Genomic DNA, 13517 nt, shown 5'->3' on the forward strand with positions numbered 1-13517 from the left:
AGGGGCCGGGCCGCCACCGTTCGTCGGCGTGCCGCGTCGGCTGCTTCGGCGCGGCTCCCGCACCCGAAGTGCGACTACTTCGGCTGCGGCTTCCGCACCTGAACTGCGACTACTTCGGCTGCGGCTTCCGCACCGACAGGTGCAGCTCCTTCAGCCGCGTCTCGTCCAGCTCCGTCGGCGCGCCCATCATCAGGTCCTGGGCGTTGCCGTTGAGCGGGAAGGCGATGGTCTCGCGGATGTTGGGCTCGTCGGCGAGGAGCATCACGATGCGGTCGACGCCGGGGGCGATGCCGCCGTGCGGCGGGGCGCCGAAGCGGAAGGCACGCAGCATGCCCGCGAACTGCTCCTCGACGGTCTCCCGGTCGTAGCCCGCGATCTCGAAGGCCTTGAGCATGATCTCGGGCTCGTGGTTCCGGATGGCGCCGGAGGACAGCTCGACGCCGTTGCAGACGATGTCGTACTGCCAGCCGAGGATGTCCAGCGGGTCCTGGGTCTCCAGGGCCTCCAGGCCACCCTGCGGCATCGAGAAGGGGTTGTGCGAGAAGTCGATCTTGCCGGTCTCCTCGTCCTTCTCGTACATCGGGAAGTCGACGATCCAGCAGAACCGGAAGACGCCCTCCTCGAAGTGCCCGGCACGCTTGGCGGCCTCGACCCGCACACCGCCCATGATCTTGGAGACCTCGTCGAACTCGCCCGCGCCGAAGAACACGGCGTGCCCGGCGGCCAGGGAGAGCCGCTTGGTCAGCTCGGCGACGTTCTCCTCGGTGAGGAACTTCGCGATCGGGCCGGACAGCGTGCCGTCCTCGCCGACGCGCACCCAGGCCAGGCCCTTGGCGCCCAGCGAGACGGCGTACTCACCGAGCTGGTCGAAGAACTTGCGGGGCTGGCCGGAGACGTCCGGCACCGGCAGGGCGCGTACGTGCTTGCCCGCGAAGGCCTTGAACTCCGAGCCCTCGAAGATGTCGGTGATGTCGACCAGTTCGAGCTGGGCGCGCAGGTCCGGCTTGTCGGAGCCGTACTTCAGCATCGCCTCGCGGAACGGGATCCGCGGGAAGGGGGACGTCACGTGGCGTCCGCCGCCGAACTCCTCGAACAGCTCCGTCATCAGCTGCTCGATGGGCTGGAAGACGTCCTCCTGCTCCACGAAGCTCATCTCGACGTCGAGCTGGTAGAACTCGCCCGGCGAGCGGTCGGCGCGGGCGTCCTCGTCGCGGAAGCAGGGCGCGATCTGGAAGTAGCGGTCGAAGCCGGAGATCATCAGCAGCTGCTTGAACTGCTGCGGGGCCTGCGGGAGGGCGTAGAACTTGCCCGGGTTCAGGCGGGAGGGGACGACGAAGTCGCGGGCGCCCTCGGGGGAGGTGGCCGACAGGATCGGCGTCGCCATCTCGTTGAAGCCCAGCGCGGTCATCTTGTGCCGGATCGCCGAGATCACCGCCGTACGCAGCATGATGTTGCGGTGCATGCGCTCGCGGCGCAGGTCCAGGAAGCGGTACTCCAGGCGCCGCTCCTCGTTGACCCCGTCCTCGGTGTTGATGGTGAAGGGGAGCGGGGCGGCGGCGCCGAGCAGCTCGACCTCGCCGACCTCGACCTCGACCTCACCGGTCGGCAGGTCGGGGTTGATGTTCTCGGTGCCACGGGAGACGACCTTGCCGTCGACGCGGACCGTGGACTCCTTGGAGAGCTTGTCGAGCGCCTCGTAGGCGGCCGTGCCGGGGCGGGCGACGAGCTGCGTGATGCCGTAGTGGTCGCGCAGATCGATGAAGAGGATGCCGCCCAGGTCGCGCCGATTGTGCAGCCAGCCACTCAGCCGGACGTCGGTGCCGACGTCAGAGGCGCGGAGCTGCCCGCAGGTGTGGGACCTGTACCGATGCATCGTCGTTCATCCAGTCTTCGCGGATCGGGGCCGTGTTTCACGTGAAACACCCCCAGGGTACCGGGCGCCTCAAGATCACCTCTCCCTCATAACGGGCGCCCGACAGGTCACCTGTGCGACTTCAGTGGCAACGTTCGATCACCTCTTCTTACAGTGGGGCAATGCGCACTGGTGAGCCCCTGCCCGCCGTGGGGCAGGTCCTCGCCGCCCTCGCGACCGGCCTCTGGCACTGGGACACCTCGAGCGGGCGGGTCACGGTGGATGCCGAGGCCGCACGCCTGCTCGGGCTGCCCGCCGAGCCGACCAGCCTCAGCGAGGCCCAGGTCAGGGCCCGACTGCACCCCGTCGACTGGAACGAGATCACCGGGGTGGTGCAGCTCGCCGTCGCCGAGGGCACCCTCGCCGAGGTCCGGATCCGGATCATGGACGAGCGGGGACGCGTGATCCGCGTCGTACGGTCCCGGTCCAAGCCGTCCTTCGACCAGGAGAAACGGGCCTACGAGCTGATCGGCACCCTTCAGGAGGTGACCGAACCGGCGCCGGGCACGCCCGCCGGGCGCAGCGCGGTCACCGGTGACTGGCGGCGCTCCCGGGAGGCGTTCCTGCTGGACGCGGGCCGGGCGCTGGCCGAGGCACGGTCCACGGAGGAGGTCCTGCGGGTCGCGGCCGGGCTGTCGATGCCGGGGTTCTCACCGGACGGGCTGGCCGTGTTCGGGGTGCAGGGCGACCGGCTGACGATCATCGGCCACCACGGTCAGCAGCCCGGCGACGAGGGTCCCTTCGCGCAGATGTCCGTGGACACCGACTATCCGGCGGCGGAGGTCGTGCGCACCGGGCGGGCGGTGTACCTGTCGTCGCCGCAGCAGTACAAGGACCGCTATCCGCTCACGTGGCCGCTGGCCCAGCACTTCGACCGCCGCTCCTGGGCGTTTCTGCCGCTGACCGTGGCCGGGCGGACGATGGGCGCCTGGATGGCGGGCTTTACCTATCCGGTGGCGTTCACACCGGACGAGCGGTCCGTGCTGACGACGGTGGCCCGGATGCTCGCCCAGGCCCTCAGCCGCGCCGGTGCCGCCGAGTCGGAGCGGGAGCTGACCGACGGCCTCCAGCGCTCGATGCTGCCCACGCTGATCCCCCGGATCCCCGGGATGAGCGTCGCCGCCCGGTACATCCCGACCGGCGGCGGGCTGCAGGTCGGCGGTGACTGGTACGACATGATCCCGCTGCCGAGCGGACGGTTCGCGCTGGTCATCGGCGATGTGCAGGGGCACGACGTGCGGGCGGCGGGACTGATGGGGCAGTTGCGGACGGCCCTGCGGGCGTACGCCTCCGAAGGGCACCGGCCGGACGCGGTGCTCTCCCGCGCCTCCCGCTTCCTGCACGGCATCAGCGCCGTCGAGGACGACGTCACCGATCTGCGCTTCGCGACCTGCCTGTACATCGAGGCCGACCCGGTGAACGGGACGCTGGAGCTCGCCCGCGCCGGGCACCCGGACCCGGCGATCCGGATGGCCGACGGGACGGTGATGAGGGCGCCGACGGCGGGCGGGCTGCCGCTGGGCATCGACCCGGACGCCGACTACCCCACCACCCAAATCCGCCTCGAACCGGGCGAGACCCTGCTGACCTGCACGGACGGCCTGATCGAGACCGGCGGCCACGATCTGGACACCGGCTGGCTGCGGATCCGTACCGTGCTGGAGGAACACCGGGGCGACCTGGAGGAGCTGGCCGACGCCCTGGTGCAGGCGGTGCACGGGCCGACGTCGTACTACACCACCGGCCCGCTCGCCGACCGGCGCGAGGACGACATCGCGCTGCTGCTGCTCTGCCGGGAGGGCGAGGGCTGCGGCGGCACGGTCACGGTACGGCCCCCGGTGCGCCGGACGATGATGACGGTGGCGCAGGCCGAGCCCGAGCGGATCGCCGTGGTCCGGCATCAGCTGCGCGAGCTGCTGCACGACTGGGCCTCGCCGGACCAGGTCGACTCGGCGGTCCTGCTGCTCTCGGAGACGCTCACCAACGTGCTCGTCCACACCGACACCGACGCGCTGTTCACCGCCGAGGTGCGGGGCGAGGCGGGTGAGCGGCGGCTGCGGGTGGAGGTCACCGACGCCAGCGACGACCTGCCGCACATGCGGCGGCCCGGGGAGCTGGCGTCGTCCGGGCGCGGGCTGCTGCTGATCGAGATGCTGGCGGACGCCTGGGGCGTGGATCCACGCGGCGAGGGCAAGAGCACCTGGTTCGAACTGGCCGAGCGCCACGCCCCGGAGGGCTTTTGAGCCTCGTAGCGGCCGAGCGCTACGACCCGGACGCCCCCTGAGCCCCGTAGCGGCCACGTAGTTCGTGGACGACGCCGAAGGCGGCGGCGGTCAGGGGGACCGCGAGGAGCATGCCGAGGACTCCGGCGACGGACGCGCCCGCGGTGATGGTGATCATGACGACCGCGGGGTGCATCTGCACGGTCCGGCTCTGGATCACCGGCTGGAGCACATGCCCCTCCAGTACCTGCACGGCCAGCACCACCCCGAGCACCCACAGCGCGATCACGAACCCGCGGTCGGCGAGCGCCACCAGCACGGCCACCGCGCCGGAGACGAAGGCGCCCAGGTAGGGGATGTAGGCGCCGACGAAGACCAGCGCGCCGAGGCCGATCGCGCCGGGGACGTCGAGGATCAGCAGCCCGACGGTGATGCAGACGGCGTCGATGAACGCGATGAAGGTGGTCCCGCGCATGAAGCCCTCGACGGCCCGGAACGCCCGCCGCGCCATCGCCTCCAGCATCTCGGCGCTGCCGCGCGGCGCGAGGGCGTGCAGCACACCGGCCGCCTTGTCCGAGTCCCGCAGGAAGAAGAAGACCAGCAGCAGGGCGAGTACGGCCATGGCGAGGGTCTCGCCGACGACGCTGACGCCGCTGATGACGCCGGACGCGGCGGTCCCGCCGAACCGGCCGAGCAGTTCACGGGCGTTGGAGGCCATGTCGTCCAGCGAGGTCCCGGCCGCGCCGAAGTGCTCGCTGAGGTCCTCGGCGGCGGTCCGCAGCGAGTCGAGGATCTGGTCGCCGGTGTCGATCAGCGCGGCGACGATGATGTACATCGCGCCGCCGACCACGGCCACCACCGCGACACAGGTCAGCCCCGCCGCGACCGACCGGTTGACGTGCGCCTTCACCAGCCAGCGGTGGAAGGGACCGAGCAGCGCGGTCCCGAGCAGCGCCAGCAGCACCGGCACCACGGCCGTCCGCAGCTCCGCGCACAGCAGGATCCCGACCCACGCCACCCCCGCGACCAGCAGCAGCACGGCACACCAGGCGGCGAGACGGCGGACGGGTTCCGGGAGGAGCTGCACCCCTCCAGCCGATCACGCCCCGGCCGGGCTGTCCTGCGCGGACTGCCCGGCCGGGTGACGTGATGTCAACTCACACGCGTCAGATGCCGTTCTCGGTCATCCCGTGGACCGCCGGGACGGAGCCGAGCCGCCCCTTCTGGAAGTCCTCGAACGCCTGCTGGAGTTCGGCCTGGGTGTTCATGACGAAGGGACCGTAGTGGGCCATGGGCTCCCGGATCGGCTGCCCGCCCAGGAGGACGACCTCCAGGTCCGGGGTGTGCGCGTCCTGCGTCTCGTCCGCGCGGACGGTCAGCGAGCCGCCCTCGCCGAAGACGGCGGTCTGCCCCATGTGGACCGGGCGGCGCTCGGCGCCGACCGTGCCGCGCCCGGCGAGCACGTACGCGAGGCCGTTGAAGTCCTCCCGCCAGGGCAGGGTGATCTCCGCGCCCGGCGCCAGGGTGGCGTGGATCATCGTGATCGGGGTGTGGGTGATCCCGGGGCCCGCGTGACCGTCCAGCTCACCGGCGATGACGCGGAGCAGCGCGCCGCCGTCGGGGGAGGTGAGCAACTGGACGCTGCCGCCGCGGATGTCCTGGTAGCGGGGGGCCATCATCTTGTCCTTGGCCGGGAGGTTCACCCACAGCTGGAGCCCGTGGAAGAGACCGCCGGAGACCACGAGGTGCTCCGGGGGCGCCTCGATGTGCAGCAGGCCGGAGCCCGCGGTCATCCACTGGGTGTCGCCGTTGGTGATGGTGCCGCCACCGCCGTTGGAGTCCTGGTGGTCGAAGACCCCGTCGATGATGTAGGTGACGGTCTCGAAGCCGCGGTGGGGGTGCCAGGGGGTGCCCTTGGGCTCGCCCGGCGCGTACTCCACCTCGCCCATCTGGTCCATCATGATGAACGGGTCGAGATAGCGGTAGTTGATCCCGGCGAAGGCCCGGCGCACCGGGAAGCCCTCGCCCTCGAAACCGCTCGGCGCGGTCGTGACAGCGAGCACGGGACGTGCCACGGCGTCTGCGGTGGCGGTCACGCGGGGCAGCGTCAACGGGTTCTCGACGGTCACTGCGGGCATGTCGGTACCTCCTTGTGCGGCAGTTTAGTTGAGCATTGAACTTTCTGCCAGCCCCAACAGAGAAAGTCCGGAGGGCATTCCCTCCGGACTCTCCAGGTCGCCTCCAGGGCGGCTTATCCGTACATCCGGCGCATGGCGAAGTCGACCATCTCCTCGACCGCCTTCGCGTCGAAGACCATGCGGTGCTCGCCCTCCATGTCCAGGACGAAGCCGTAGCCGGTCGGCAGCAGGTCGATCACCTCGGCGCCGGTGATCACGAAGTACTTGGACTCCTTGCCCGCGTACCGCCGCAGCTCCTTCAGCGAGGTGAACATGGGGATCACCGGCTGCTGGGTGTTGTGCAGGGCGAGGAAGCCGGGGTTGTCACCGCGCGGGCAGTAGACCTTCGACGTGGCGAAGACCTGCTGGAAGTCCTCCGCGATCATCTGCCCGGTGGTGAACGCCCGCACCGCGTCCGCGAGTGAGGGCGGCGACGGCTCGGGGTACAGCGGCGGCTGCTGCCCGTATCCGCCGTTCATCGGCTGCTGCGGAGGGGCGTACTGCTGCTGGGGGCCCACGTTCTGGTCGTAGCCGTACATGAGCGCAAGAGTACCGAGAGCAGTCGGGCGGACGGGTCGGTACCGGTACGCGGGCGGACCGACAGCGACTCGACGGTGACTTGACAGGCGCCGTCCCTGCCGCCGCATGATCCGGGTCATGACCGGGGTGAGCCTGATACCCCTGGTGGGCTGCACCTCCGAGGAGGACGGGACCCCTGCGTCGTTCCTGCGTCGTCCCCTGCCTCGCCCTCTCCCTCGCCCTCTGCCTCGCCCTCTCCCTCGTCCCTCCCTCGTCCCCTCCCTCGTCCCCTCCCTCGCCCTCAGGACGAGCACGACCGGGGACTCCGCGGGCGGTACGGCGGCAGGGCGTGCCGCTGACCGGCGGTCTCCCGCCGGAGACCGACCTCGTCTTCAGCGACGGCTACGAGCGGCGGCTGGCCACGGTGACGGACGGTCCCGGCGACGGTTACACGGCGACACTGACGGTTCCGGTGTGACCTGTCACAGATGACGGAATCGGGGTTGCTTCTTATTACCGACGGGTAGCATCATCGGGAACTACTTGTTGGTACATGAACTAGGTGCGAGGAGTCAGTGCCTCGCCGATCTCCCTACCTCTCTACGGAGCCAGTCGCCATGGGGCACTACAAGTCGAATCTCCGCGACATCGAGTTCAACCTCTTCGAAGTACTCGGGCGCGACAAGCTGTACGGCACCGGCCCCTTCGAGGAGATGGACGTCGACACCGCCAAGAGCGTCCTGGAGGAGCTGACGCGGCTCGCCGAGAACGAGCTGGCCGAGTCCTTCACCGACGCCGACCGCAACCCGCCGGTCTTCGACCCGGAGACGAACACCGCGCCGGTCCCGGAGTCCTTCAGGAACAGCTACCAGGCCTTCATGGACTCCGAGTACTGGCGCCTCGGCCTGCCCGAGGCCATCGGCGGTACGACGGCTCCCCCGTCGCTGATCTGGTCGTACGCGGAGCTGATCCTCGGTGCCAACCCGGCGGTGTGGATGTACTCCTCCGGCCCCGCCTTCGCCGGGATCCTCTACGACGAGGGCAACGACGTCCAGAAGAAGATCGCCGAGATCGCCGTCGAGAAGCAGTGGGGCTCGACGATGGTGCTCACCGAGCCGGACGCCGGTTCGGACGTGGGCGCCGGGCGCACCAAGGCCGTGGAGCAGGAGGACGGCTCCTGGCACATCGAGGGCGTGAAGCGCTTCATCACCTCGGGTGAGCACGACATGTCGGAGAACATCCTCCACTACGTGCTCGCGCGTCCCGAGGGCGCCGGTCCCGGCACCAAGGGCCTGTCCCTCTTCCTCGTCCCGAAGTACCTGTTCGACTTCGAGACCGGCGAGCTGGGCGAGCGCAACGGCGCCTACGCGACGAACGTCGAGCACAAGATGGGCCTGAAGGCCTCCAACACCTGCGAGATGACCTTCGGTGACCGCCACCCCGCCAAGGGCTGGCTGATCGGCGACAAGCACGACGGCATCCGCCAGATGTTCCGGATCATCGAGTTCGCGCGGATGATGGTCGGCACGAAGGCGATCTCCACGCTGTCCACGGGCTACCTGAACGCGCTGGAGTACGCCAAGGAGCGCGTCCAGGGCCCCGACCTGGCGAACTTCATGGACAAGACCGCGCCCAAGGTCACCATCACCCACCACCCCGACGTGCGCCGCTCCCTGCTGACGCAGAAGGCGTACGCGGAGGGCATGCGCGCCCTCGTCCTCTACACCGCATCGGTCCAGGACGCCATCGCCGTCAAGGAGGCCGCGGGCGAGGACTCCAAGGCCGAGCACGCGCTGAACGACCTGCTCCTGCCGATCGTCAAGGGCTACGGCTCCGAGAAGGGCTACGAGCAGCTCGCCCAGTCGCTCCAGACCTTCGGCGGCTCCGGGTTCCTCCAGGAGTACCCGATCGAGCAGTACATCCGGGACTCCAAGATCGACACCCTCTACGAGGGCACCACGGCCATCCAGGGCCAGGACTACTTCTTCCGGAAGATCGTCCGCAACCAGGGCGCCGCGCTGAACACCCTCGCCGAGGACATCAAGAAGTTCCTCGCCCTGGCCACCGGCGGCGAGGAGCTGTCGGGCGCCCGCGAGCACCTGGCCAAGGCCGCAGTCGAGCTGGAGGCGATCGTCGGCCTGATGCTGACCGACCTCGCCGCCACCGAGCAGGACGTCAAGAACATCTACAAGGTGGGCCTGAACACCACCCGCCTGCTGATGGCCTCCGGTGACGTCATCGTCGGCTACCTGCTGCTCAAGGGCGCGGCGGTCGCCGCCGAGAAGCTCCAGTCGGCCTCCGCCAAGGACAAGGCCTTCTACACCGGCAAGATCGCCGCGGCGAAGTTCTTCGCGGCGACCGTCCTGCCGGGCGTCACGCTGGCCCGCAAGGTGGCCGAGGGCGTCGACCTGGACGTGATGGAACTGGACGAGGACGCGTTCTAGTCACCCCTGTCCCGGGTCTTCCCGGGCATCGATCGGGCCGTATCCGGACAACCGTCCGGGTACGGCCCGCTTCGTGCTCCCCCGTGCCGCCGCGGGCCGCGAGGTGACCGTTCCCACGTCGTTAAGGTGAACTCCATGAGCGAACCCTCCCGCTTCGACCGCGGTCACACCGACGACCTCATGTCCTTCCTCGCGGCCAGTCCGACGCCGTACCACGCCGTGGCGAACACCGCCGAACGGCTGGAGAAGGCGGGCTTCAGGCAGGTCGCCGAGACGGACGCCTGGGACGGGACGAGCGGCGGCAAGTACGTCCTGCGCGGGGGCGCGATCGTGGCCTGGTACGTGCCCGAGGGCGCCGCGCCGCACACCCCCTTCCGCATCGTCGGCGCACACACCGACTCCCCCAACCTGCGGGTCAAGCCGCTCCCCGACACCGGCGCGCACGGCTGGCGCCAGGTCGCCGTGGAGATCTACGGCGGCCCCCTGCTGAACTCCTGGCTCGACCGCGACCTCGGACTCGCGGGCCGCCTCAGCCTGCGCGACGGCTCCACCCGGCTGGTCGACGTCGACCGTCCGCTGCTGCGCGTCCCGCAGCTCGCCATCCACCTGGACCGCACGGTCTCCTCGGAGGGCCTCAAGCTCGACAAGCAGCGCCACCTCCAGCCGATCTGGGGCCTCGCCGACCACGTCCGCGACGGCGACCTGATCGCCTTCCTGGAGCAGGAGGCGGGGCTCACCGCGGGCGAGGTGACGGGCTGGGACCTGATGGTCCACTCCGTGGAGCCGCCCGCCCATCTGGGCCGCGACAGGGAGCTGGTGGCGGGCCCGCGGATGGACAACCTGCTCTCCGTGCACGCCGGTACGGCGGCCCTGGCCGCGGTGGCGGCGGCCGACGCCGGGCTGTCGTACATCCCCGTCCTCGCCGCCTTCGACCACGAGGAGAACGGCTCGCAGTCCGACACGGGCGCCGACGGACCGCTGCTCGGCAGCGTGCTGGAGCGTTCGGTGTTCGCGCGGGGCGGTACGTACGAGGACAGGGCGCGCGCCTTCGCCGGGACCGTCTGTCTGTCCTCCGACACCGGGCACGCCGTCCACCCCAACTACGCCGAGCGGCACGACCCGACGCACCACCCGCGCGTCAACGGCGGCCCGATCCTCAAGGTGAACGTCAACAACCGCTACGCGACGGACGGTTCGGGGCGCGCGGTGTGGGTGGCGGCCTGCGAGAAGGCGGACGTGCCGTTCCAGTCCTTCGTCTCCAACAACTCCATGCCCTGCGGCACCACGATCGGCCCGATCACCGCCGCGCGGCACGGCATCAAGACCGTCGACATCGGGGTGGCGATCCTGTCCATGCACAGCGCACGGGAGTTGTGCGGCGTGGACGACCCGCATCTGCTGGCGAACGCGCTGGTGGCGTTCCTCCAAGGGTGAGTTCGGGGGGCTGATCCGGCGGCGAGGACTGCCCTGCGGGCCCGCGGGTACCCGGCCCGAACCGGAAACGCGGAAGTACCGTACCGGGCAGGGAGGCGACAACTCATGGGCCTCGGCGGGTGCATCATCCTCATCGCCGCGGGAGCCATCCTCAGTTTCGCGACCGACTGGGAGATGGAGGGAGTCAATCTCGACCTGGTCGGGATCATCCTCATGATCGTGGGGCTGATCGGCGTCACGACGTTCAGCAGCATCGCGAGGCGCAGGCGCGTGGTGGTGCCCCCCGCGACGCCGGTGATCGACGAGGAGCGGCACCACTCACGGCGCGACGGCTACAGCGATGGGTACGGGGTGTAGATGCGGTGTGCGACCAGGCGCCGTCAGGCGTCCAGACCGGCGAGGACCAGCGGCAGACGGTCCGCGCCGGTGTCCGTGAGCCGGACGGGGACGCCCCAGTCCTGCTGATGGACATGGCAGGCGGGGTGCCCTCCCCCGGTCTTCGACCGGGAGGTGCCCCCAGCCGGGTCGTCGTCGCAGGACGCCGCCGTCGCGGAGACGTGTAGGACCCCTTCGGGCACGGCAGGGTTGAGTTCCAGGGCGCGGGAGAGACCGGTTCCCGCGCCCTCGCCGTGCACCAGCAGCTCGGGCGGGGTGGACGAGACCAGCAGCCGCGTCGAGGGGCCGTACCGGGTGTCCAGCTTCTGACCGGGCGGGGCCTGGAAGACCACGTCGAGCTGGAGCTTCCCGGGGGTGACCTCGGTGGCCGCGCGCCGCGTGCGGTGGGCCACCGCCTTGACGCGGACCGCCTCCTGGGGCAGCCGCAGCCGGGTCAGCCGGTGCCGCGCGGACTCCACGACCACGATGTCCTCGCCGGTCACCACGGCGTCGCTCGGCTCGCGCAGGTCCGTCGCGAGGGTGGTGACCTCGCCGGTCGCCGGGTCGTAGCGGCGCAGGGCGTGGTTGTAGGTGTCGCTGACCGCGACCGAGCCGTCCGGCAGCGCGGTGACGCCCAACGGGTGCTGGAGCAGGGCCTGTCCGGCGGCTCCGTCCCGGTGCCCGAAGTCGAACAGGCCGGTGCCCACGGCGGTGTGGACCGAGCCGTCCGCCGCCACCCAGCGCAGGGCGCTGGTCTCGGAGTCGGCCAGCCAGAGCCGGTCGGCGGTGGCCGCGAGGCCGGACGGCTGGGCGAACCAGGCCTCGGCGCCGGGCCCGTCGACGAGGCCCTCGTTGGTGGTGCCCGCGGTGACGGCGACGGTGCCGTCCTGAGGGTCGTACGCCCACAGCTGGTGGACACCGGCCATGGCGATCCACACCCGGCCCTGCCACAGGGCGACGTCCCACGGGGAGGACAGCTTCACCTCGCGGGCGGGCCCCGCCGTGGCGTCCCCGTGCATCCACTGTCCGCCGGTGCCCGCGAGGGTGGTGACCTCGCCGGAGCCGAGGTCGACGCGGCGCAGGGCGTGGTTCACCGTGTCGGCGACGACGACGGACCGCTCGTCGAGGAGGGCGAGTCCCTGCGGCTCGCTGAAGGTGGCCGCCCCGGCGCCCCCGTCGGCGAACCCGCGCGCCCCGGAGCCGATCCGCCGCACCACCCTCTCCCCGTCCTCGGCCAGCTCCACCAGTTGGTGCCGGGTGGTGTCGCTGACCAGGAAGGTGCCCGAGGGCAGCGGCAGCGCCTTGCCCGGGAAGCGCAGCACGGTCGGCTCCGGCTCCGGCGCCACGTACGGCCCGTCGCCGCGCCGCAGGGTGCCCTTCGCCTCGTGCTCCGCCTCCAGCTCCGTCACCAGGCGCTCGATGGCCTGCACATGGCCCTCACCGGCGTGCTGCGCGACGACGTACCCCTCCGGGTCGATCACGACGAGCGTCGGCCAGGCCCGCACCGCGTACTGCTTCCAGGTCGCCAGCTCCGGGTCGTCCAGCACCGGGTGCTCGACGCCGTACCGCTCCACCGCGTCGGCGACCGCCCGGTGGTCGGCCTCGTGCACGAACTTCGGGGAGTGCACCCCGATCACCACGACCGTGTCCCGGTGCCGCTCCTCCAGCCCCCGCAGCTCGTCCAGGACGTGCAGACAGTTGACACAGCAGAACGTCCAGAAATCCAGGATGACCACACGGCCGCGCAGGTCGGCGAGGCGGTACTGGCTGCCGCCGGTGTTCAGCCAGCCGCCCGCGCCGGTCAGCTCGGGGGCACGGACACGGGCGCGGCGGCGGGTGGTGGGGGCCGGGTCCCGGGACGAAGCGGTCATGGATCAAGGGTGCCACCCGCCACTGACAATCCGGCGGTCAGACGGTCAGACGGTCATGCGGTCATGCGGTCGTCCGGCAGTCGGTCAAGCGGTCAGGCGGTCATGCGGTCGTCCGGCAGTCGGTCAGGACAGCCGGTGCCCGGTCGTCGCGTCCACGTGGTCCGGCACGTCGTCGTGCCGGTCGCCGACCGTGAGCGTGCCGGTGGGCTCGAACATCAGGATCTGGGTCGGCACGGGGGCGTACGGCTTGTGCTCGGTGCCGCGCGGGACGGTGAAGACGGCGTTCTTCGCGAGGACGACGGTGCGCTCCCCGGCCGCCTCGCGCAGGGCGATGTGCAGCTCCCCCTCCAGGACGAGGAAGAACTCGTCGGTGTCGTCGTGCACGTGCCACAGGTGCTCGCCCTCGATCTTGGCCACGCGGACGTCGTAGTCGTTGACGGCGGTGACGATGCGGGGGCTCCACTGCTCGGAGAAGGAGGCCAGGGCGGTGGGGAGGGAGATCGGTTCGGTTGCCATGGGCTCATCCTCCGGGGTGGGATCCCGGCCGCACGAGTGCTAGAAAG

Annotated in this window: 11 protein-coding genes; 5 read left to right on the forward strand and 6 right to left on the reverse strand. The window is 70.7% G+C overall.

Annotation, left to right across the window (positions count from 1 at the left end; translation table 11 throughout):
• Window positions 1-109 precede the first annotated feature (109 nt).
• Window positions 110-1873: an aspartate--tRNA ligase gene (gene aspS, locus ACFVQG_RS09815; RefSeq protein WP_383378819.1), complete on the reverse strand. Its 1764-nt coding sequence runs from the start codon at window positions 1871-1873 to the stop codon at window positions 110-112.
• Window positions 1874-2034: 161 nt separating this feature from the next.
• Between aspS and ACFVQG_RS09820 the strand changes: the two genes are divergently transcribed.
• On the forward strand, window positions 2035-4155 hold the full coding sequence (locus ACFVQG_RS09820) for a SpoIIE family protein phosphatase (RefSeq protein ID WP_383378821.1): 2121 nt from the start codon (window positions 2035-2037) through the stop codon (window positions 4153-4155).
• Between the two features lie 19 nt (window positions 4156-4174).
• On the opposite strand, the gene ACFVQG_RS09825 is transcribed toward ACFVQG_RS09820, so the two are convergent.
• The 3 genes from ACFVQG_RS09825 to ACFVQG_RS09835 all read right to left on the reverse strand — a co-directional run bounded on the left by ACFVQG_RS09825 (window position 4175) and on the right by ACFVQG_RS09835 (window position 6850).
• Window positions 4175-5221: an AI-2E family transporter gene (locus ACFVQG_RS09825; protein WP_383378822.1), complete on the reverse strand. Its 1047-nt coding sequence runs from the start codon at window positions 5219-5221 to the stop codon at window positions 4175-4177.
• 79 nt (window positions 5222-5300) lie between these two features.
• On the reverse strand, window positions 5301-6272 hold the full coding sequence (locus ACFVQG_RS09830; protein ID WP_383378824.1) for a pirin family protein: 972 nt from the start codon (window positions 6270-6272) through the stop codon (window positions 5301-5303).
• 113 nt (window positions 6273-6385) lie between these two features.
• Window positions 6386-6850 carry an SseB family protein gene (locus tag ACFVQG_RS09835; protein ID WP_360221135.1) on the reverse strand — a complete coding sequence of 155 codons (465 nt, stop codon included), beginning with the start codon at window positions 6848-6850 and terminating at the stop codon, window positions 6386-6388.
• A gap of 329 nt (window positions 6851-7179) precedes the next feature.
• On the opposite strand from ACFVQG_RS09835, the gene ACFVQG_RS09840 reads away from it, so the two are divergent.
• From ACFVQG_RS09840 to ACFVQG_RS09855, 4 genes are all read left to right on the forward strand, one after another.
• Window positions 7180-7308: a hypothetical protein gene (locus tag ACFVQG_RS09840; RefSeq protein ID WP_383378827.1), complete on the forward strand. Its 129-nt coding sequence runs from the start codon at window positions 7180-7182 to the stop codon at window positions 7306-7308.
• 139 nt (window positions 7309-7447) lie between these two features.
• Entirely contained in the window at window positions 7448-9274 is a 1827-nt protein-coding gene (locus ACFVQG_RS09845) for an acyl-CoA dehydrogenase (RefSeq protein WP_383378830.1), read from the forward strand.
• A gap of 135 nt (window positions 9275-9409) precedes the next feature.
• On the forward strand, window positions 9410-10708 hold the full coding sequence (locus tag ACFVQG_RS09850) for a M18 family aminopeptidase (RefSeq protein WP_383378833.1): 1299 nt from the start codon (window positions 9410-9412) through the stop codon (window positions 10706-10708).
• 105 nt (window positions 10709-10813) lie between these two features.
• Window positions 10814-11065 (forward strand): DUF6458 family protein, encoded by a 252-nt coding sequence (locus ACFVQG_RS09855; RefSeq protein WP_383378836.1) that lies wholly within the window; start codon window positions 10814-10816, stop codon window positions 11063-11065.
• A gap of 23 nt (window positions 11066-11088) precedes the next feature.
• On the opposite strand, the gene ACFVQG_RS09860 is transcribed toward ACFVQG_RS09855, so the two are convergent.
• Together ACFVQG_RS09860 and ACFVQG_RS09865 are read right to left on the reverse strand one after the other, a co-directional pair.
• Window positions 11089-12954 carry a redoxin domain-containing protein gene (locus ACFVQG_RS09860; protein ID WP_383378839.1) on the reverse strand — a complete coding sequence of 622 codons (1866 nt, stop codon included), beginning with the start codon at window positions 12952-12954 and terminating at the stop codon, window positions 11089-11091.
• Window positions 12955-13077: 123 nt separating this feature from the next.
• Window positions 13078-13470, reverse strand: a complete 393-nt coding sequence (locus ACFVQG_RS09865; RefSeq protein ID WP_383378842.1) for a cupin domain-containing protein — start codon at window positions 13468-13470, stop codon at window positions 13078-13080.
• Window positions 13471-13517 lie beyond the last annotated feature (47 nt).

It is taken from the genome of Streptomyces sp. NPDC057877 (genome assembly GCF_042796855.1).
Taxonomy (GTDB): Bacteria; Actinomycetota; Actinomycetes; order Streptomycetales; family Streptomycetaceae; genus Streptomyces.